20 protein-coding genes and 4 pseudogenes are annotated in these 18,239 nt (G+C 56.5%); 12 read left to right on the top strand and 12 right to left on the bottom strand.

Annotated elements, in window-relative coordinates; translation table 11 throughout:
• The first annotated feature begins 149 nt into the window (after nt 1–149).
• From ACP7E0_RS27095 to ACP7E0_RS27085, 3 genes are all read left to right on the top strand, one after another.
• Complete coding sequence (locus ACP7E0_RS27095) at nt 150–506, top strand: hypothetical protein (protein ID WP_426129487.1); 357 nt, start codon at nt 150–152, stop codon at nt 504–506.
• Between the two features lie 302 nt (nt 507–808).
• Nucleotides 809–1,795, top strand: a complete 987-nt coding sequence (locus ACP7E0_RS27090; RefSeq protein WP_426129541.1) for a cupin domain-containing protein — start codon at nt 809–811, stop codon at nt 1,793–1,795.
• Nucleotides 1,796–1,854: 59 nt separating this feature from the next.
• Entirely contained in the window at nt 1,855–3,066 is a 1,212-nt protein-coding gene (locus tag ACP7E0_RS27085; protein ID WP_426129485.1) for an MFS transporter, read from the top strand.
• 89 nt (nt 3,067–3,155) lie between these two features.
• Here the strand turns inward: ACP7E0_RS27085 and ACP7E0_RS27080 are convergent.
• The 3 genes and pseudogenes from ACP7E0_RS27080 to ACP7E0_RS27070 all read right to left on the bottom strand — a co-directional run.
• Nucleotides 3,156–3,332: pseudogene (locus ACP7E0_RS27080) on the bottom strand (IS3 family transposase); the annotation flags it as partial.
• 199 nt (nt 3,333–3,531) lie between these two features.
• A complete protein-coding gene (locus tag ACP7E0_RS27075) occupies nt 3,532–3,939 on the bottom strand; it encodes a hypothetical protein (protein WP_426129483.1) in 408 nt (135 codons plus the stop codon).
• 875 nt (nt 3,940–4,814) lie between these two features.
• On the bottom strand, nt 4,815–5,120 hold the full coding sequence (locus ACP7E0_RS27070; RefSeq protein ID WP_426129481.1) for a hypothetical protein: 306 nt from the start codon (nt 5,118–5,120) through the stop codon (nt 4,815–4,817).
• Nucleotides 5,121–5,738: 618 nt separating this feature from the next.
• On the opposite strand from ACP7E0_RS27070, the gene ACP7E0_RS27065 reads away from it, so the two are divergent.
• On the top strand, nt 5,739–6,215 hold the full coding sequence (locus tag ACP7E0_RS27065) for a hypothetical protein (RefSeq protein WP_426129539.1): 477 nt from the start codon (nt 5,739–5,741) through the stop codon (nt 6,213–6,215).
• Between the two features lie 158 nt (nt 6,216–6,373).
• On the opposite strand, the gene ACP7E0_RS27060 is transcribed toward ACP7E0_RS27065, so the two are convergent.
• Complete coding sequence (locus tag ACP7E0_RS27060) at nt 6,374–7,117, bottom strand: Bax inhibitor-1/YccA family protein (RefSeq protein ID WP_426129479.1); 744 nt, start codon at nt 7,115–7,117, stop codon at nt 6,374–6,376.
• 570 nt (nt 7,118–7,687) lie between these two features.
• Here ACP7E0_RS27060 and ACP7E0_RS27055 point away from each other — a divergent pair.
• Entirely contained in the window at nt 7,688–7,774 is an 87-nt protein-coding gene (locus ACP7E0_RS27055; RefSeq protein ID WP_426129537.1) for a DUF1236 domain-containing protein, read from the top strand.
• Nucleotides 7,775–8,092: 318 nt separating this feature from the next.
• Entirely contained in the window at nt 8,093–8,314 is a 222-nt protein-coding gene (locus ACP7E0_RS27050) for a hypothetical protein (RefSeq protein WP_426129477.1), read from the top strand.
• Here ACP7E0_RS27050 and ACP7E0_RS27045 read toward each other — a convergent pair.
• Both ACP7E0_RS27045 and ACP7E0_RS27040 read right to left on the bottom strand, forming a co-directional pair.
• Nucleotides 8,279–8,661, bottom strand: a pseudogene (locus tag ACP7E0_RS27045) (DnaT-like ssDNA-binding protein); the annotation flags it as partial. The gene ACP7E0_RS27050 and the pseudogene ACP7E0_RS27045 overlap by 36 nt on opposite strands.
• Nucleotides 8,662–8,832: 171 nt before the next feature.
• A pseudogene (locus ACP7E0_RS27040) lies at nt 8,833–8,940 on the bottom strand (DUF2213 domain-containing protein); the annotation flags it as partial.
• Nucleotides 8,941–10,255: 1,315 nt separating this feature from the next.
• On the opposite strand from ACP7E0_RS27040, the gene ACP7E0_RS27035 reads away from it, so the two are divergent.
• The 4 genes from ACP7E0_RS27035 to ACP7E0_RS27020 all read left to right on the top strand — a co-directional run bounded on the left by ACP7E0_RS27035 (nt 10,256) and on the right by ACP7E0_RS27020 (nt 13,057).
• Nucleotides 10,256–11,188, top strand: a complete 933-nt coding sequence (locus tag ACP7E0_RS27035; protein ID WP_426129535.1) for a LysR family transcriptional regulator — start codon at nt 10,256–10,258, stop codon at nt 11,186–11,188.
• A 141-nt stretch (nt 11,189–11,329) separates the two neighbouring features.
• Complete coding sequence (locus ACP7E0_RS27030) at nt 11,330–12,043, top strand: SDR family NAD(P)-dependent oxidoreductase (RefSeq protein ID WP_426129475.1); 714 nt, start codon at nt 11,330–11,332, stop codon at nt 12,041–12,043.
• Nucleotides 12,044–12,144: 101 nt separating this feature from the next.
• Nucleotides 12,145–12,783, top strand: a complete 639-nt coding sequence (locus tag ACP7E0_RS27025) for a DsbA family protein (RefSeq protein ID WP_426129473.1) — start codon at nt 12,145–12,147, stop codon at nt 12,781–12,783.
• A 34-nt stretch (nt 12,784–12,817) separates the two neighbouring features.
• Nucleotides 12,818–13,057 (top strand): tautomerase family protein, encoded by a 240-nt coding sequence (locus ACP7E0_RS27020; protein WP_426129471.1) that lies wholly within the window; start codon nt 12,818–12,820, stop codon nt 13,055–13,057.
• Between the two features lie 135 nt (nt 13,058–13,192).
• Here the strand turns inward: ACP7E0_RS27020 and ACP7E0_RS27015 are convergent, their stop codons facing one another.
• Nucleotides 13,193–13,552 (bottom strand): hypothetical protein, encoded by a 360-nt coding sequence (locus ACP7E0_RS27015; RefSeq protein ID WP_426129469.1) that lies wholly within the window; start codon nt 13,550–13,552, stop codon nt 13,193–13,195.
• Between the two features lie 224 nt (nt 13,553–13,776).
• On the opposite strand from ACP7E0_RS27015, the gene ACP7E0_RS27010 reads away from it, so the two are divergent.
• Entirely contained in the window at nt 13,777–13,977 is a 201-nt protein-coding gene (locus ACP7E0_RS27010; protein WP_426129533.1) for a DUF417 family protein, read from the top strand.
• On the top strand, nt 13,899–14,075 hold the full coding sequence (locus ACP7E0_RS27005; protein WP_426129532.1) for a DUF417 family protein: 177 nt from the start codon (nt 13,899–13,901) through the stop codon (nt 14,073–14,075). Before ACP7E0_RS27010 ends, ACP7E0_RS27005 begins: the two co-directional genes overlap by 79 nt.
• Nucleotides 14,076–14,200: 125 nt before the next feature.
• Here the strand turns inward: ACP7E0_RS27005 and ACP7E0_RS27000 are convergent, their stop codons facing one another.
• The 5 genes and pseudogenes from ACP7E0_RS27000 to ACP7E0_RS26980 all read right to left on the bottom strand — a co-directional run bounded on the left by ACP7E0_RS27000 (nt 14,201) and on the right by ACP7E0_RS26980 (nt 18,128).
• Nucleotides 14,201–14,830, bottom strand: coding sequence for a hypothetical protein (locus ACP7E0_RS27000; RefSeq protein ID WP_426129467.1), 630 nt, complete (start codon nt 14,828–14,830; stop codon nt 14,201–14,203).
• A 4-nt stretch (nt 14,831–14,834) separates the two neighbouring features.
• Nucleotides 14,835–15,419, bottom strand: coding sequence for a protein-S-isoprenylcysteine O-methyltransferase (locus tag ACP7E0_RS26995; protein ID WP_426129465.1), 585 nt, complete (start codon nt 15,417–15,419; stop codon nt 14,835–14,837).
• On the bottom strand, nt 15,416–16,600 hold the full coding sequence (locus ACP7E0_RS26990) for a lipase (protein WP_426129531.1): 1,185 nt from the start codon (nt 16,598–16,600) through the stop codon (nt 15,416–15,418). Before ACP7E0_RS26990 ends, ACP7E0_RS26995 begins: the two co-directional genes overlap by 4 nt.
• 262 nt (nt 16,601–16,862) lie before the next feature.
• Nucleotides 16,863–17,095 (bottom strand): annotated as a pseudogene (locus ACP7E0_RS26985) (DUF1612 domain-containing protein); the annotation flags it as partial.
• A 343-nt stretch (nt 17,096–17,438) separates the two neighbouring features.
• Entirely contained in the window at nt 17,439–18,128 is a 690-nt protein-coding gene (locus ACP7E0_RS26980; RefSeq protein ID WP_426129464.1) for a FadR/GntR family transcriptional regulator, read from the bottom strand.
• Between the last annotated feature and the right edge of the window lie 111 nt (nt 18,129–18,239).

Raw genomic sequence — 18,239 nt, 5'->3', positions numbered from 1 at the left:
AAGCTCCTGTTATCAATGCAGTACCACGTGGTTTCTGTTTCATAGCACTCTCCATCAGCGTTAAAGTTGTCAAGATGATAGATCCATACCTTTATGTCTCAAAGGTCGTACATCCGGCGATTTCGGCCATAGAGAGTTTGATATTGTAGTTGCCTCCCGATCGGCGCGACCGCGTCGGGGGGCGCTATGATTGCGCTAAGCAGGAAGCCAATTGTCCATTCGATCCCGAAAACCGCATTGAGGATAAATGCCACGCCGACCGCAGTGAAGATCACTCCCCCTACGGCAAGAAATGTGATTATTCCGAAGTTCGACTTAGGGAAAACGGCGCCAAGGTCATCAGCCTGACCGGCTCGGATTTACTACTGACCACCTATTGTGATGTGTCGATCATCGTCGAAACGCTGGAAAACACCAACACCTACACGCCGACGATTTCCCGAATCGCCGCCCTGGTCCGTCATCGACATCCTCTCCACCGCCGTCGGCATGCGCCGCCCTCCTGACGAGCAGGCGCGCGTCAGCCGGATGAAACGACAGCTGACAGACATGCGCCGGATGCAGCCGCCCTGACTCCGTCAAATAAATAAGAGAAATCCGCTCGCCTTGATGAGATACGGTCCTGCGTGCTTTCTTGGCTTTGAATCAAAAAAACTAATGACTTAGACGTAGAGCGATAGAAGCAAGGCGCGCCACGTTCTCGGATGCCGTTCGGCTAACCCACCTTGACGCTGAAAGTGTTGGAATGGCGAGCTACGGGCCTCTGTTCACATTTGCCTACCGGACGCTTGGCATCTATAATGCCCAGATGCTTGACCGTTCGTCCCAACCGCCTTCACCACATATTCCAATGGATGCGCTAAGCGAAGTCCTGCAAGACTTCCGCTTGAGTGGCGTTAATTATAGCCGTTGCGAGCTCCGGCACCCATGGAGCATCGCCTTTCCGCAACAACAGCTGCTGCGTTTTCACTTTGTAAGCCAAGGTCCATGCTGGATCCATACGAAAACGCAAGGCTGGCAGGAGTTACGCGATGGCGATCTGGTGCTGCTGCCGCAAGGCATCGCCCATCGACTTGCCAGTGCGCCGGACGTGGTTGACGACTCTCTCAACGGATGTCAGGTGACCAAGTTGGGGAGCAACGTTTGCGAAGTGGTGCGAGAAGGGACAGGTGCGACAAGCACCCTCTTCTGCGGCTCGATGGCCTTGGGTGTTTGTGCCCTCGATCCCTTGATCACTTTGATGCCGCCAATCATCAAGGGCTGTGACGTGGCCGGCAATGACCCGATTGTTGGTCCCTTGCTGGCCGCTATGACGGCGGAGGCAACACACCCACAGATGGGCAGCGCCACGATCTTATCGCGAATGGCGGACCTGCTCACAGCGCGGCTCATCCGCTGTTGGGTCAATTGCACAGGCGCCCCGACAATCGGTTGGCTCGCCGCCATCCGCGACCCCAATATCGGCCGTGCGCTGGCAGCCATGCACCGAGACCCCGGCCATAACTGGACCCTGGAGAGACTCGCTGCCGTGGCTGGTCAATCGCGCTCGATTTTTGCAGGGCGCTTCAGCGCTGTTTTAGGGGAAGGCGCGGCACACTATCTCGCCCGTCTGCGTATGCAGCTTGCTCGCGAGTTGTTGGGCCAAAGTGGCATGTCGGTTGCCGACGTCGCTACCCGGTTGGGGTATGAGTCTGAGGCGTCCTTCGCTCGCGCGTTCAAACGAATTACCAATGTCTCGCCCGGCGTTGTGCGTCGCACAATTTCCGGACGAACGGATAGGGATTTCGGATTTTAGGATACATCTCATCCGAGAAGACTCGTCTATGAAGGTCTCCAACTCTTGGAGAAACCTCAATGGCAGACACAACATTCCAGCTTGAAGGCGCGGTGACAAACCCCGATGCCCCTACGCCACCAGCCGCGTGGAGCTCGGCCACTTGGTTCGCGGTCCTTTCGATGGCGGCAACCAGCTTTGCTCTGGTGTCGGCCGAGTTCATGCCGGCAGGCATGTTGACACCAATGGCGCGCGATCTCGGCGTCAGCGAGGGAATGGCCGGACAGGTCGTTACTGCCACCGCTTCTGTCGGCGCCGTGACGGCTATACTGAGCAATGTTCTGATTGGCCGATTGAACCGCAAGACAGTGCTGGTTGCTCTGAGCGCCTTGGCGGTCGGTTCCAACATTCTTGCGGCGACTGCGACCGATTTTTGGCTATTGTTGTTAGGTCGAGCCGGACTCGGCATCGCCCTCAGCGCTTTCTGGGCGCTTTCAGTCGCCGTCGTAGCAAGACTGGTTGGCGCCAATGCGACAGGCCGGGGCATGGCTATCGTGACGCTTGGCGTCTCGCTCGCCACCATCGCCGCACCGTCGATGGGTGCATTAATCAGCGACTGGTTGGGTTGGCGCACCGCCATGGCCATGACAGCGGGGCTGGCCGCACTTGCCATGTTGCTGCAGTGGCTCAGTCTGCCGACCTTGCCTGCAACCACAAGCAACAGCCTCGCCGACGTCTTTCGGCTGACACGGCGGCGTGGCATTCAGATTGGCATGCTTGCTATCCTCTTGCTAATGACGGGGCACTTCGCCGGCTCGGTATATGTTCGCCCTTTCCTCGAACAGGTTACGCTCCTGGCAACCGGGCCGATTGCCCTGGCGCTACTGGGATTTGGCATCGCTGCTGTGATCGGTAACATCGCCGGTGGTCGCTTGGCCGACGCCAATATCCGCATTGCCCTCGCAATCACCGCCGCGCTAATGGCGTTTGCGGCGCTCGCTTTGGTGCTTTGGGGCGTACACATCGGGGTCGCCTTCGGCTTCGCGGCGCTGTGGGGCTTCGCCTTCGGCATGGCGCCGGTGGTGCTGCCAACCAATCTATCCCGCGCCGCGCCCGACGCGCTGGAGGCAGCGGGCAGCCTAATGGTGACCTCATTCCAGGTGGCAATCACTATTGGCGCGCTTGTTGGAGGCTATATCGTAGACACTTATGGCGCTACGGGGCCCCTAACTCTTACCGCCATGCTAGCCGCATCGACGGTCGTCCTGGCCTTGCTACAGCCCCGGAGCTGATCTTTGCTATTGGTGCGCAGTAGGTGGGGCGACCGGAAGCGACCACCATTTCTAGGGATTAGGGCGCAACTGGGCACATTTGCACGGCGGCAGCGATCATGAGTGAGGTAGTGCTCAACTGCCGCCTTCTTCTGCGCCTCAGTGTACTTGGGGGCTCGGACCGCACAGCCCGCAGGCAAATCGAGGCGTTGCTGCCGAATGGGCGCCCTGACACGTTTACCGAGCTTGATGTAGAGCTCGACCGCCAGGATCCTGTCTGCGTACATAAACTACCTCCTAGGTAGTCCAAGTTTTCGTCCGCATCCCCATTTTTTAATTTCGCCGTGATCCACTCGGGCCGAACAAAGTTGTTTGCGGACAATTCACTACATCGGATGTGGTGGGCTGACGCGAAATGAAAAATGGGTCAAATCCTGCTGAAACTCAACAATGGCTGGCGGGCTCGTGCCCTCGGCGCCGGCTACGTCAGAGTGCGCCGCTCACGATGTTACAGATGCCTTCCCGAACAATGCTTTTGTCAGTGACCTGTCCAGCCTGAATATTGAATACAACATCAACCCTTACGCCCGCGCCTTTTTGCCGAGCGACAACACGCAAGGTTTGAATTCTGCCTGAGCCTGTCGCCTCCTGATGAGCGTCGATAGATGAAAGTGCTTTATCGATCTTCACGCCGGAAAAGCCTTCGGCCGAGACTGCCTGCGCAAGATTCTGCAGCACTGTCGCAGCTTTTGCCTTTGGAAACTCCTGCCAAGATTTGTAACTTACTGCCGTCACCAGAGGCACGCCGGATACCTTAAAATTACTCTCGCAGGTAGCTGCCTGAACGGTGCCAGCGGAAAGAACCATGCCAATAACTGCTACTGCTAATTTCATTTCATTCTCTCCAACGCAAACTTCGGTTGGAAGTTGTCACAATGCGTCGGGGAGTCAAGTGCGTGGTGAGGCTTCAACTCACAGTCGCACGGCTGATGTGAAGCCGCCGCACCGGTGGCGGTAGCTTCGACCATCGAGTATAGAGCCGGTGATCTCCGTTCACAATGTCGCAACGGGGGTCGCCGGGAATTGCAGGCATAAGTGCTAGAATTGCGGGGCAGTGAAACGCACGCCGTCGCAATAATGGATGTGGTCGACGAGATCGCGCACAAGGGGGCTCGACCCGGGTCTGAAGGAACGCCGTTGTAACTTGTCCTTCGGTTTTGAGGTGGAAGAATTCAGGTTTAATCCGTACGGAATTGTCAGACTCACCAGGTGACCGGGTTGTTGTCTCCTGACGTGGCGATGCGGACGCCGCGCCATGACTTCTGTCATCGAAGGCCGGATCTTCTGTGCGCCCGCAGCGAGCTTCGTGCACGCCCTCAACTTCTCGGAGACTGCGATATGACCATCGAGAGGAACGCGGCGCATCTGCGGGACATCACTGCTGTCGATGCACTCGACAAAGCTGGCATCGTTTGTCGAGGTCCTCGGCTTCAACGGATCGCACCATCACCGTGGAAGCGCCGGCGCAGCAGCGTAGAGTTGTCGCGGGTTTTAGGATTTGCGCGACAGAGGTTATCCGCCGAACCATGCTTTCAACACACGCACGCCTTCCGGTTCAACTCCGGGCCAGAGTTGAACCACGTATTGGTCATCTCCTTCAAGACCATTTTCACTGAGCGTATCTAGACCGGAAAAGCTCGCTCGCACTCCAAGCGGCCCCGCTTTCACCGAAAGTCGCGGAGCGGTGGGATCGTAATCCGTCAAGCCAGCTAGCACGAGTTGACCGGAGGGACTATCGAAATGAGTCTCGACAACGTGTTGGTGGCATCGAGATCGAGAGCGGGTCGTTTGTCGTGCCATTCAACGCGGATCGGCACGGTCATATTGCGTGCTGTGTGGAGAATGACCGCATACGGCCCGGCCATGAGGCGCCTGGCGATCACTTCATTGGTGTAGTCGTCGGGTAAATCAGGATGGGCTTCGTCGCGCAGGTATATTTTGAAATAATCGGCGAGGAGATTGCCCTCATACAGGATTTTAAACATAGCTGTCCGAGCAGCCAGAGGACCTGTCATCCCAAGCACTCCCATTGCGAGCAAGGTACGTCGGTTCAGAAGCATGCTTTGTCTCGCAGTAATTTGATTTCTTGTATATTCTCCATGTGAGTTTGTCGCAAAAATCCCGAAACCGGCGACACTCCATCCCATCCTTTTCTATTATCCTCCCGTCTCGGCGCTGAAGGCGATGGCTCTCGCGGGACAGGCAGGTTTGATTTGTGGGATATGTTGGTTCCTTGTATTAGCTTGGGCAATCGACGAGGCGGATAATGAAATAAATTGGATCATCAGGCCCTTCGAAGGCGATTGCCCACTACGATTTAGGATGAGTTCTGAAGAGGCAGAGAATAGAGGAGGCTTTCGGGCGTCAGATTCGGCAAATGAGGCAACTGGCATCAGCTGAGTTGCAGCGCGGCATATTCATATCCAACGTCCGGCGCTGGGACACAGCATCCCGGCTCTTTCCGGCACGATTTTACAGCAAGGGGACATCATCACCCTCTACGGCCCGGAGCAGGCGATAGAGCGGGCGGCGGGCAAACTGGGTAAATCCGTGCCTTCAGGCGAGCGTACCGATTTCGTATTACCCGGCCTTGGCCTCGCACTCGGACTCGTGATCGGGCATTTCCACCTTAAATTGGCGCCCTGGAACTGGGGCTCGGCGCTGGCGCGCTTATTTCCGGGCTCATCTTCGGTTGGCTGATTATGCGCAACCCGATGCGCGGTGGTCTGCCGCCCGCTGCAGTGGAATTCGCCAAGGACTTTGGCCTTGCCACATTCATCGCAGCGATAGGTCTCAGCGCCGGTCCCGATGCCATCAATCTGATCATGAAATACGGCCTAATCCTGCCGGTTCTTGGCTTGCTGGTTTCATTTCTACCGGCCGTCGTTTCGCTGTTTGTCGGTTGGAAGTTGATGAAGATCGAAGCGCCTATTCTTCTAGGCGTTATCGCCGGTCAGCATTGCAGCACTCCGACCATTAGCGCGCTGGTCTCCCAGGCCGGAAACTCAACTCCCGTGATCGGCTATACGGTCACCTACGCAATTTCCAACGTTTTACTACCACTTATGGGGCCGGTCGTGGTTGGCCTAGTCACCCTGCTGACAGATTAGTCCGGCGCGCATAAAAGGTCGCGAACTCAAACGAACGCAGCATTCGCCTTGACCTGTGGATTTCAGCGAGACGTGTGACTATCTTCGTGTAGCCTTTCCACTATTACTTCAACAAAAAAGGCGGCCGAAGCCGCCTTTTCAGATTTTACCAGTCTGGACTATTCGCGGTTTCCGAGGAAACGCAGCATGAACAGGAACAGGTTGATGAAGTCGAGGTACAGCGTCAGGGCGCCCATGATGGCCTTACGGCCAGCGGCTTCGGCACCGTCTGCTTCGAAGTACATTTCCTTGATCTTCTGGGTATCGTAGGCGGTGAGGCCTGCGAAGATCAGAACACCGATAGCCGAGATCGCAAAATCAAGCGCCGACGAGGCGAGGAAGATGTTGACGATCGAAGCGATGATCAGGCCGAACAGACCCATCATCAGGAACGAACCCATGCCGGACAGGCTACGCTTGGTGGTGTAGCCGTAGAGCGACAGAGCGCCGAACGAAGCGGCCGTGACGAAGAACGTCTGAGTGATGCTCTGGCCGGTATAGATCAGGAAGATCGAAGACAGCGAGAGGCCCATCAGGCCTGCATAGACCCAGAAGGTCGTCTGCGCGGCCGACACGCTCATCGAGTTGATACGGAAGCTCATGTAGAACACCAGAGCCAGCGGCGCGAGCATTACTACCCACTTCAGCGGGCTCACATAGATCGCCTGGCCGAACGCTGTCAGTTGCCCGTCCGCAAAAGCGAACTGAAACGCAGCGTAGGCGGCAATACCGGTGATTGCCAGACCGAGGGCCATAAGGTTGTACACCTTGAGCATATAGGTGCGCAGACCTTCGTCGATTACGGCCCCCGCCTGTGCGCCGGCAGGCGACATTCGGGTTTGGTAGTTTCTAAGATCAGCCATTGTTTCCTCTTTAAAAGCCCCGGTTAAGTTTACGGTGTCGGGCGGAAGGGCGCATCCTCAAGGGTGCCAGCCACTTAACCCAGGCGCCGCTGCGGGGCTCCAGCTTGCCTGTTGTGAATATGATGTCGAAACATGACTTGCACAAGAGCTACAATGCCGCCGCTCCTATAGGATCGTGGTGGCGGGATTGGATGAACGGGAGAAACGTCCTCACAACACCGACAGGATCCGAGAACAAAGAATGGCCTTCCCGTGCGAACGTGGCGTTCATATACCACGACCGCAGTGGGAGGAACACCCATGGAGATCTGCAGATTGGGATGTCAGAATGCTCGCGATCTGTTGAGCCTCATGTGTGACGTTTTCGAAGAACGACAATACCCCATCCCGGGGGCCTGCATAGGCCGTTGGCATGTCCGTCACTGGGTCGGCGCCGCTTGGTTGAGGGAACAATCGGGAGTGGAACACCAGCTCATGAGATCCCGATGATCCACAGTGAAAGCGCCGAACTGTTAAAGTCGCAGTACCCTAGGAGCCTACAGCCTTCGCGAACCCCCGTTTGGGACTGGCGTGCGAGCATATAGTTACGTAATCGTGAACGAAAAGCGTGTGCTCGTTAATCCAAAAACTCGCACTGTAGTTGAGATTATCGAATAAATTAGGCCTTGCCGGCCCGGCAGTAGCCGGGCCAGCACGCGCGGCGCAAACAGCTGCAAATGAGGGTGACGTTCCGCTCTCAATCAATACATGACGCTGGCTTACAGGCTCATGATGACTCGGTAGTCATCATACAGTCCTGGGCTCGCTCACTAAACGCTCTGCGAAATTGCTGGCCGCTCGCTACCCGGCTGTAGTCGCCTGCATGCGGGCATTGAACGGGTTTTCCATGAAATGTTTCCGTTAATAGTTAATTAAGGTCTCGCTTGCGCTGGCCCGTTTCTGTGCGATCCTCGTCCATCAGCGGGGATAAATGAGATGGCCGGCACCACTTTCAACCTGGAAGATTTGGACCCTCCGACGGAGAGCCGCTTTAAAGTTGAAGCCGGTATGCTTGACCTCATCGAACGGCTGCAGAGCGAAGGACTGTCACAGACGGATATCGCCGTGGCGCTTGCGGATGCTGCCGAGGAGTATGTAATTCGCCTCGCAACGACCTTTGAGTTAGATCACAAGGATACCCGGCAATATCGGAACTAGGAACGGCCACAGCAGCCTCTCTATAGTCTTGTCTACTGGAGTGGCCATCCCAACGAGATCAGCAATGTTCGTCGACGAGAGTATTCGACCTCAAGCTGCCCGATTGTCACCCTTCACCGTTGCCCAACCAGTCACCACCGGCGAGTGGCTGCCGGGGTTCGTCAATTCGAGGAATGCCGCCCTGCCCAGGCGCGCTTCTGCGAATAGTCGCCGGTTCGGGTGCCTGAGAAGAACCGCTCATACCGATCGATCACCAGCGAGCCGAGTTGACGCGTCGCATCCTTTTCGGGATCGGTCGTGCCATCGGGGAACCCATAGCCGGCTGCGGCCGCATAGGTTGTGGATCCGCGGTCATGCCAGAACCGTTGCCTTGGTGGAGTCGAGTTCGGCGTCGTACTTTGGCTTCCTCGGCACCCTTGACGGCCAAAACCGACTGGTGTTCTGTTTGGTGGCGGTGAAACCCAATCGCCGTACTTTTTACAAGCCGTGCTTACCTCACCGACGGCAAGGTCTTTCCGGTCGCCCGTGTTGACTGCCTCATCAGGGTGATTGATCGTAACTGGTGCATGATTAAACGCCTGCACGCTCTTGTCGGAAAGAGTTCTTCGGTGCCGATAGACGCGCATCGTGAGCAGATCAGGCTGCCCACCTCGCCCCCACCTTGGCTTCCGCAATCAGGTAGCCGTCGGCGGTCCGGCGCGTTCCCGCGACGATATATCATCGGTAAAGTTGCATGGGCTATCTCCCTGCCAATCGTATGGCCGGTCGAATCGTGGGTTGAATTTTCGGTAGCTTATGTTTCACCGGTGCCCTACATTCACCTCACGGCAATGGAGGTTGCCCAAGGAGGAGCTAATGAGCGATACTGTCTTCGGCTTTTTGGTTGCGGGAGAATTGTCAGCCTTATTCTGGGCTGGGGTGTTTATGTTGATAGGCTAATCGCCGGCGTTAGGCGGTATTACCCTTCGGCGCGCTGAGAACTGTTTGCGTCGCTGCAGACTTTGTGACGGGAGGTGGTCGTAGCTCCGCCCACACGGATTCGATCGGCCCGCGGCCGAACCTGCTTTTTGAGAACCACGCCAAGAGATCACAGCCTCTTCGCTTATGAGATAGGGCAGGTCGTTAGGCATATTGTTTAGTATGGCATAGGTCTGCCGAATTTGGTTGTCTTGCTGATTGATTGTCGAGATATTTGAGCTCCGCCGCCCCTGGCGGCTTGGAAACACATGCAAATCTGCTCATGCCGCCAGATCCCAAATTTTGATCACTGCTCGGTTAACGTTACAGTGCCGATGGCTCTTATAGCTGTCGGTCAGCTTGGTCATGCCGACCATTGATCTAGCAACCGTGAAATCTACGGCAATATGACAGCACCGATCGGCACGCCTATCCCAGCTCAGCCGCCCACCGCCTGTTACCGATCAACTCAACGGAAAGCCAATTGCCGAGGCCAACCTGAGCCACGGCTTGCGCCACCCACCCTTTCGGTCGGACGTATCGAGCGCATACATCGTGACTTGTGCCAAGCCAGCGAAGCGGCTCTGGCGGGACGATATGCGGAAGCAAAGTCTAGCCTACTCTCCGAAGTCTTCGTCCCGTCAAGGATGTCAAGCGCTATGCGCGCGCCAAAGTTTGAAGCGGATACGCCGAAGCCTGATTAGCCACCGGCATAAACGACCTTGCCTCCGTGGTATCTCTGGAAGTGCACCGTCCTGCGTGTGCTGAGATCGATCGGACCGCTCCACGAGAGAGATGGTTCGGTTTGTCTGAACAGTTTTGGGCATTTCCCGGTCAAGCGTTGTATGCCGGCCTCGGGCGAAGTCCCGTTCGGCGCGAATGTTCCGAATCGCGGTCGTCACCTGATGTGGATGATTTGCTTCTTGCTGGATGCGGGTGAATATAAGCAATTATGTACCCGATATCCCGAAGATCGGCAGGCTTATGGACCGGATAGACGCAATGAAAGTGTTCGTTACTGCGGTCGACGAGGGCAGCCTTGCCGCCGCTGCTCGGCAGTTGAAGCGGTCGCCAACGGCGGTCAGCAGAGCGTTAGGCCTTTTGGAAGCCCATGTCGGTGTCGAATTGTTGCACCGGTCCACCCGAGCATTGAAGTTGAGCGAAGCCGGCGAACGGTATGTTGTCGCCTGTCGGCGCATGCTTGTCGATCTGGAGGAAGCTGACATGCTAGCGAGCAGTGAACGCTCGGCTCCGCGCGGGCTGCTGAACATTTCCGCTCCGCCCATCCTTGGCGAGGAGGTCCTGCGATCGACCCTCGACAGTTTCCTCGATGCCTATCCAGCAGTTTCGGCGCGGCTTCTGCTTCTCGACCGATTTGTGAATCCTGTAGAAGAGGGTATCGACATCACCTTGCGTATTGGTCATCTTCCGGATTCTTCTCATGTCGCGACACGACTGGGTGGGGACGTCAGGCGGGTCGTCGTTGCCTCGCCTCGCTACCTGGCCAGCCATCCTCGGATCGAAGAGCCTGCTGACCTCCAGAAGCACCAGATCATTGCGTTCAGCAATTTCGGCCTCGATTCATGGAGCTTCACAGCGAACAACGGTTCGACTATTCCGCGTACGGTCCATTTCGCACCGAGGTGCATCGTCAATAGCGTTCGAGCAGCAGCCGCTTCAGCCGCCGGAGGCGGGGGTGTGACCAGGCTCTATTCCTATCACGTCGCAGAATATGTCAGAGACGGCAGCCTTAAAATCGTTCTCGCGGATGCAGAACCCCCGCCCCTCCCGGTACATTTGCTGTCACCGCATGGCCGAATGACGGTACCGAAGGTGCGCGCTTTCGTTGATTTTGCAGTTCCCAGGCTGCGCGCCGAATTCACAAGACTGGCAGCCGAAGCAGGAAATCTCGAGTGATTATCCCGATTTTCGGTTGACTGTCTTCCAACCGGCGGCAATTCACCTGAAACACGGATGGTTCTAAAACAATTGCACTGCGCCGAGGGCGTGGGGCGGGCGCACCCGTTGCACCGCTGCGATCGTACAAGGAACATTTCAATGAGCATCGAACAGAAGGTCGTTATAATTACCGGAGCCTCGCAAGGTATCGGCGCGGGTCTCGTGAAAGCGTATCGGGACAGGAACTACCGTGTCATCGCCACCGCGCGATCGATCAAGGATAGCGCCGATTCCGGCATCCTGGCCGTGGCGGGTGATATCAGCAGGCGCGAGACTGCCGAGCGCGTGGTCAGTGAGGGCCTTGCGCGATTTGGCAGGATCGACACGCTGGTCAACAATGCAGGCGTTTTCCTTGCCAAACCATTCGTCGACTTCACCCAAGAAGACTTCGACAACAACATGGGCGTTAACGTGGCTGGCTTCTTCCATATCACGCAGCGTGTGGCCACCGAGATGCTGAAGCAGGGCTCCGGCCATATCGTCAACATCACCACAAGCCTGGTCAATCAGCCGATCGCCGGGGTGCCGGCAGCGCTGGCTTCCCTCACCAAGGGCGGACTGAACGCCGTGACCCAAGAGCTGGCCATCGAGTTCGCAAAGAGCGGAGTTCGCGTCAATGCCGTTTCGCCCGGGATCATAAAGACACCCATGAACCCACCGGAGACGCACGCGGCACTGTCTGCCCTGCACCCGGTCGGCCGAATGGGCGAAATCCGCGATATCGTCGATGCCGTCCTCTATCTGGAGTCGGCGAGCTTTGTCACAGGTCACATTCTCCGTGTGGACGGTGGCCAAAGCGCGGGCCGCTGGTAACACCGAGTTGCTGGTCGCAATGTCCTGACGCCAGCGTTGAAAGCGACCGCATGCCGGATCGGCTGCGGTCGTTGTCAAAGTAGTCAAAATGAGGTGATGAAATGAAACTCGTACTTGTGGCCGACCCGATGTGTTCGTGGTGCTACGGCTTCGGAAAAGAAATGACAACACTCGTGGAACGGTATCCCGACATCTCCCTTGAGATCGTCGTTGGGGGCCTTCGCGCTGGAGCGACGGATGTGCTCGACGAATCCGGCAAACGGTTTCGGTTGGAACATTGGGCAAGGGTCGAACAGTCCAGTGGGCTGCCATTCAACCGCGAAGGGTTGATGGCCCGCAAAGGGTTTGTATACGACACCGAGCCCGTTTGTCGCGCCGTCGTGGCAGCCCGCATTCTCGCCCCGAACGCCGACCTGCTGAAGGTTTTCCGTGCCTTTCAGCACGCGTTCTATGTCGATGCAAGCGACACCACCAATGGCATGGTCCTCGCTAAAGTTGGTGCAGCAGCCTTGAGCGCCAACGGACATTCGATCACACCCGCTGAATTTCTGGCGACCTGGCAACAGAAGGACACGATCGAAGCCGCTGCCGCCCAATTCGCCATGGCCCGGTCGATGGGTGTGACGAGCTTCCCCACTCTATTCCTCGAAAAGCACGGACAGCTACGCCGGGTAGGAAACGGCTATGCCGCCGTAGACCAACTTGAGCAGGACATGAATGCGCTGCTAGCTGCAGCGTGAAGAAATTACCCGACCCTAAACAAGGATAAACGCCATGCCTATCGTTACTGTACAGGTTACCCGCGAAGGGACCACCGCCGACCGCAGCTCCGTCTCGGCTGAGGAGAAGGCCGCCATCATCAAAGGCGTCAGTCAGGTGTTGCTCGACGTACTCAATAAGCCTCTTGAGTCCACCTATGTCGTAATCGAAGAAGTGGACCTGGACAATTGGGGCTGGGGTGGGCTCCCAACGGTCAAGTATCGGCGACAGCGCACTGAGGCCGCGAAGTCTTAAAACTTCCATCACGACCCGTCCTTTTTGGAATGGCGCGGGGGATGTAAAACAGCGGACCGGAATGGAATTTCGCAAAGACGTGTCCCGGTCCGCTTCCCAGAATTGCTTGAGCACAATTTCCCGACCAATGCCGGCCTAGCGCTTGCGGCGGCGGGCTTTCTCGTTTTGGCAGGCATTAGCAGGCAGGCCGAACTTGCGGTCAACGTGATCGGCTATGCCGTCTTCTCGTTTGGCCTCGCACCGGCATTCACCTTGGCCACCGACCTCATCGTGGGAACCGTCGAACCGGAGCAGGTCGGCGCCGCCGCCGCCCTGGCGGAAACAAGCAGCGAGTTCGGCGGCGCGCTCGGCATTGCCATTCTCGGCAGCTTCATCATCGCTAGCTATCGCAGCCGCATGGCAGGGCTGGCAGCAGACGGGGTGGCCCCGCAGGAAATCGATGCGGCCCGGGACACGCTCAGTGGGGCCGTTGCAGTCGCCATGGCCTTCGGACAAGCTAGGTTCCGATCTGCTCGACAAAGCGCGGGAGGCTTTCCTTCAGGCGTTCCAGATGACTGCCGGCATCTGCGTACTTGCGGGCGCCTCAACCGGAAAGGTCGGCCGTACCCTTGCCCTTGCCGGCATCATCTTGCCGCTTCTCATGATCGGCTGGATGAAGTTCACCTAACCGCTGATCGGCGGCACACCTTGGCTCGCATGGATGTATTCAATGTTCGGCTATGCCGGCATATCTGCTTGGCGTCGTCGAGATCGCGGCCGCGCTTCTCCTGATTGCCTGCCCCTGGTCGGCCCGCGCCATCATAGCCGGCTGCGCTTTGGCCACGCTGACTTTCCTGGTGACCTGTTCGATCATGGACCCCTGCCGATCTGGGAACCGTCGCTGGGCTTTCCGGCGATCGGTCCTGCAGGCCAGTTCCTGATCAAAGACGTCGCGCTGCTCGGCATCGCGCTCGTCGTACTGGGCGAAAGCCTGGACAGGTTGAACTGCCGAAGCGCATCAGGTTGGACACACGATTGACCGAGGTAGGTAACCGCCCTTCATCTGATGCGATTAGGCTACTGAAACCATCGCTTGTGGATCCAGATAACCGACAGAGTGGCGCGCCTGCTGCGCCCTTTTCGCCAATCGGGCTGTTCTCTTCGCTATCTTAAGGCGCGCAGAATACCCTTGACAACTTCATCCTGGAGCGGGCCTTGCTTCTCGATATTGAAATGATTGACATGCTGGTGATGCGATAGGTCTAGGTTGTCGAGCCTACCTTTAAAACCCGGGCCTTTCGTCAATGCAGCTCCCCAGCTATGGCTGGAGAAATAAAAATTGACGGCGCGTGTGATGTTTGCTGGCAAGGGGCTTGGGCTCGTCGCGGCAAACGACGCCATGTAATCCACACGGATACCGCGCTTTTCCAATCCCTGCGCCAAGGAGATAATGGCATTTGCTCCGAGTGAATGCCCGACGAGAATAACGGGCGACGGCCCAAATTTCTGCCGGTTAGAGACGATTTTGTTCAAGGCTGACCGCCAGGCCGTGAAGCTCTCGACATGCGCATCAACGCCCGCCACCCGCAGCTTTCTGCCAATTTCATCGAGACCTGTCGAAAAAATATTTGCCAATCCGCGTAGGAGGTACACTTGCGGGTGCCCGCCACGCTCGCCCTTGCCAGCTGCAAAAGTCGTCTTCACGTGCAAACCGGTGAAGGCGATGGCCAGAATTGAACCCAAAAAAGAACGCCGGCTTGGAGAATTTTCGAAGGAATTTTTGGATTTTTTCATCGAGTTACCAGGGTCTAGGGATGATCCGGCCGGTGTGTCTGGCATATTCGTCGTACGACGCTCCAAACGCGTCTCGCATCATCGCCTCTTCATGGCGAACGCGAGAGAAGTAGAGTATTGCAACGCCGACAAGACCGGCCGACCCCGCAATGCCATTCGGTAAGAGACAAAGCTGAGCGACAGCCCAAAGCCAAAATGACAGATACATTGGGTGTCTGACGTAACGATAAAGACCGTCGGTCACGAGCTTATGTTCGTTGCGAATCTCCAGTGTCACCGACCAATATTTCCCAAGTTGTCGGTGACTGGCATAAAACAGGCAAAGAAATGCCAGTTCGATCAGAAGCCCCAACCAGCCAAGCCAAGGTTGAAACGTGTAGTCGGCAAAAGCTGGAAAGCCCGTCGCGACAAAAATGATCGGAACGAGAGACAGCCCAGTGGCGGCAGCAACCAAAGCCAAGCGATCTCGGACCGTTTTGGCGCTACTTGACACCCGTGTCTTGCGAGCGCGGCTCTGATGCGGCACGCGAATAACAACCCATGCAACAAGACCAGCCGCCCATACAACTTCAGCAAGCGTCGGTGTCATACGAACGTGGCCTCCTGCGCGGGAAGCCCGCCAACAATACGGCCTTCTACTCTTGCTGACAGGAACGTGGGACCGCAACAAATCTGAAAGAAATCATACCAATACGGCTTGGTATTCGCGCATACGTATTGATAGTGCACGCGAAAGAGGTTTCTTTTTATGCGCGCGTATGCATCACACTGCAGCATGTCCCTTATTCTTATGGATCGAACGATGGGAAATGCCTGATCGGCCTTCGCCTCAAGACCCATTTCCGCAACTGGATCAGTCTTGTAAAAATTGATGGCATCAGTCAAACACTGAATTTCCACCCAAGCCAATTTATCATCATTGATGAGCTGTTCGACGGATTTTCGAAAATTCTTACCGGCTGGGTGATACCCTGCTTTGAGTGCCGTTGATCCCAAGGTCAGAAGGACCACTTCCCGTGCGGAGCATGCAAACTCCTTGTCGAGTGAAAGGCAGCGTGCGGCGACATCGATCATAAGCAGGCCACCCGTGCTGTGACCGATCAAGATGACCTCATCGTAGCTTTCAGCGGTCGTTGTTGCGACGACGGTCTCGGCAAATCGCTGCAGTATTGCATCGGCGTCCGCCCGCCTGCCCCGGATGAAGTCAAGTGAAAAAGACCACAAATCCATCAGATGATTTGTCGACCACCGCTCTCCCACCCCGGATACAGCCAGAACAAAAATCAACACACCCACCAGCCCACTCGCTAAGCCGAACCATTGGTACGTAAGCAGCGCGACGATGCAGGCGACCAAGGCAAAACTTGTCAGCACGAAAAATGGATAGACAAAATAGAGCCCAAACCGCCAAGCCTTTTTAAAGAACTGGAATGCTACGCCCGAAATCAGAAAGTCTGCAAAGGAGCGGGTATAATAGAACAATCTCATGGGCATCGGGCGGGCGAAATCGCGAAGCACTATCTTATCTAGACTAAGAAAATTGAAATCAGTATTGGTTGACCAGTTTTCCTCGGCTGCGCGTGTCGAAATTGTTACGGCACCAACCTCATTATCCTGTGTTGCTTCGACACGTGAAACTTCCGAGTGATAACCCCAGAGCGCATCGAAGTGAGAAATTTGTTTTAAAAGCCGGCTAAAAAACGCCTTCGGCGTTTTTGGTTCATAGCCACCAATGAAGAATACGGCGCGTTTCAAGACAGTCTGCTGCATTTCAGAACCGTAATTTGCGTTCTTGGCATCGTCAAGAACAGGTGGCCTGAATGCAGAATAAAATGCGCAGAGCGTCATCGAAAGTCATCTCAATCCCGCTTTCGAGCGTATGTCCAGACATTTGACCGAGTTCCATTTTTCTGTGAGCACCGGATTTGAGGGAATCGATGAGTTTGATCGCCGCCTTCGTCACCTCCGGGCTCCCATTTTGCCCCCCCACCTCGCCGTACCATCCGGCTGGCAAAAGCAGCAGTCGGGGCTAGCGTTTTCGACTGCGGCGGCAATCGACGGGAATGGTTTTCAGGCCGGACGGCGATTAGATGCGCCGCCTTCGTCAGCGCGGCCTGGCGCAGGATCGATGCAGGCAACAGCCGGCCGAGCCAAGGCGCGTGCTGTAGAACTGATATTCATACCACCGTCGAAGGCGATCACCCCTTGCGGCACCGGCGCCGGATCTTGTGTCTGTCGTAGCGTAGCCTGCCACTCGTCGAGCCGTTAACATCATCCCAGTGCCCTGCCGAGCGGCGCTTTTGTCGAGAGTGTTGATTCATCACTGCTCCCGCTCCCAGTCATCAGGCCGCGCGTAGATCGTCACAGCAATGCCTACAAGCGTCACGGCGATGGACGTCGCAGCGTGTAAAAGAGCGTACGAGCCTGAAGAATGGCGGATGGCTGCTCGCAACTGTGGGTTGATCAAGCATACGGGCTGTTGCTGATCATTTGGTTAACCGCGCAAGCCCAATATGGGCATTGGGGGTGTTGCCCCGCCCCCTGGTTTTTTCATTCCAAGCAAAGAACGAACGAGCCTCGTCTTTCCTGAACAACTTGAGCTAGGCCGTTACGGCTCGAGCCCCGCGCAACGCGCCGTGTTGCGTATGTGCGTTTCCATTTCAACACGCGCAGCGGCAGGATCATTGGAACGCAGGGCCGCGATGATGCGACGGTGCTCTGCGATGGACGCGCTCATGCGGGCGGGGTCGGTAATAGGGATGGGCTGGCGCTGGGTTTCCGTCAGTTGTTCACGCACCGTTTGATAGAGCGCACGCAGCATCGTGTTGCTGCAGGCGGATGCAATGATCGCATGGAACTCCAAGTCTGCTTCGACATTGGCTAAGAGGTCTTGTTTCGCCCAGCACTCTTCCATCTGACGGGTGGCGTGCTCCATCTGTTCCAACTGGTTGGCCATAAGCCTGCCGGCTGAAAGACTGGCGATCTGCCCCTCCAGCATAATGCGCGTCTGGAACACGTCGAATACCGAATAGCTACCGGAATAGCGCCATGGCGCCATATGATTGGATGCCGAGGGCGGCCCGCCTGAAACGAATGTCCCGCGTCCCGCCTCTGTTTTCAGTAGGCCAAGTGTCTCAAGGGTCAATAATGCTTCGCGCAGCGATGCCCGGCTGATGCCGAATTTCTGCGAGAACTCCCGTTGCGACGGGATCTTTTCGCCAAGCTTTAGGCTACCGTTCTGGATCATGCTCTGGATTTCGCGGGCGACCGACTGGGGGACCAAGGTTCTGTTCAGCATGCTCTTGTGATCCATCCGTCTCATGGCGCTGTGCGCAACAGCGCAACCGCCTATTATCTCGCCCAGTCTATTTTATCGGCACCATGTCTTGCAATTGCCAAACAGGCATGC

Origin of the sequence: Pararhizobium sp. PWRC1-1 (assembly GCF_049897905.1) — a bacterium.
Lineage (GTDB): Bacteria > Pseudomonadota > Alphaproteobacteria > Rhizobiales > Rhizobiaceae > Pararhizobium.
This window is presented reverse-complemented; position numbering and strand designations above follow the sequence as displayed.

Coding starts and splice junctions, on each gene's coding strand:
- ACP7E0_RS27000 (WP_426129467.1), bottom strand. CDS start 14,830: ATGAAAAAATCCAAAAATTCCTTCGAAAATTCTCCAAGCCGGCGTTCT.
- ACP7E0_RS26980 (WP_426129464.1), bottom strand. CDS start 18,128: ATGCTGAACAGAACCTTGGTCCCCCAGTCGGTCGCCCGCGAAATCCAG.
- ACP7E0_RS27025 (WP_426129473.1), top strand. CDS start 12,145: ATGAAACTCGTACTTGTGGCCGACCCGATGTGTTCGTGGTGCTACGGC.
- ACP7E0_RS27035 (WP_426129535.1), top strand. CDS start 10,256: ATGGACCGGATAGACGCAATGAAAGTGTTCGTTACTGCGGTCGACGAG.
- ACP7E0_RS27010 (WP_426129533.1), top strand. CDS start 13,777: ATGCCGGCATATCTGCTTGGCGTCGTCGAGATCGCGGCCGCGCTTCTC.
- ACP7E0_RS27030 (WP_426129475.1), top strand. CDS start 11,330: ATGAGCATCGAACAGAAGGTCGTTATAATTACCGGAGCCTCGCAAGGT.
- ACP7E0_RS26990 (WP_426129531.1), bottom strand. CDS start 16,600: ATGCAGCAGACTGTCTTGAAACGCGCCGTATTCTTCATTGGTGGCTAT.
- ACP7E0_RS27085 (WP_426129485.1), top strand. CDS start 1,855: ATGGCAGACACAACATTCCAGCTTGAAGGCGCGGTGACAAACCCCGAT.
- ACP7E0_RS26995 (WP_426129465.1), bottom strand. CDS start 15,419: ATGACACCGACGCTTGCTGAAGTTGTATGGGCGGCTGGTCTTGTTGCA.
- ACP7E0_RS27070 (WP_426129481.1), bottom strand. CDS start 5,120: ATGACAGGTCCTCTGGCTGCTCGGACAGCTATGTTTAAAATCCTGTAT.
- ACP7E0_RS27075 (WP_426129483.1), bottom strand. CDS start 3,939: ATGAAATTAGCAGTAGCAGTTATTGGCATGGTTCTTTCCGCTGGCACC.
- ACP7E0_RS27090 (WP_426129541.1), top strand. CDS start 809: ATGCTTGACCGTTCGTCCCAACCGCCTTCACCACATATTCCAATGGAT.
- ACP7E0_RS27050 (WP_426129477.1), top strand. CDS start 8,093: ATGGCCGGCACCACTTTCAACCTGGAAGATTTGGACCCTCCGACGGAG.
- ACP7E0_RS27020 (WP_426129471.1), top strand. CDS start 12,818: ATGCCTATCGTTACTGTACAGGTTACCCGCGAAGGGACCACCGCCGAC.
- ACP7E0_RS27060 (WP_426129479.1), bottom strand. CDS start 7,117: ATGGCTGATCTTAGAAACTACCAAACCCGAATGTCGCCTGCCGGCGCA.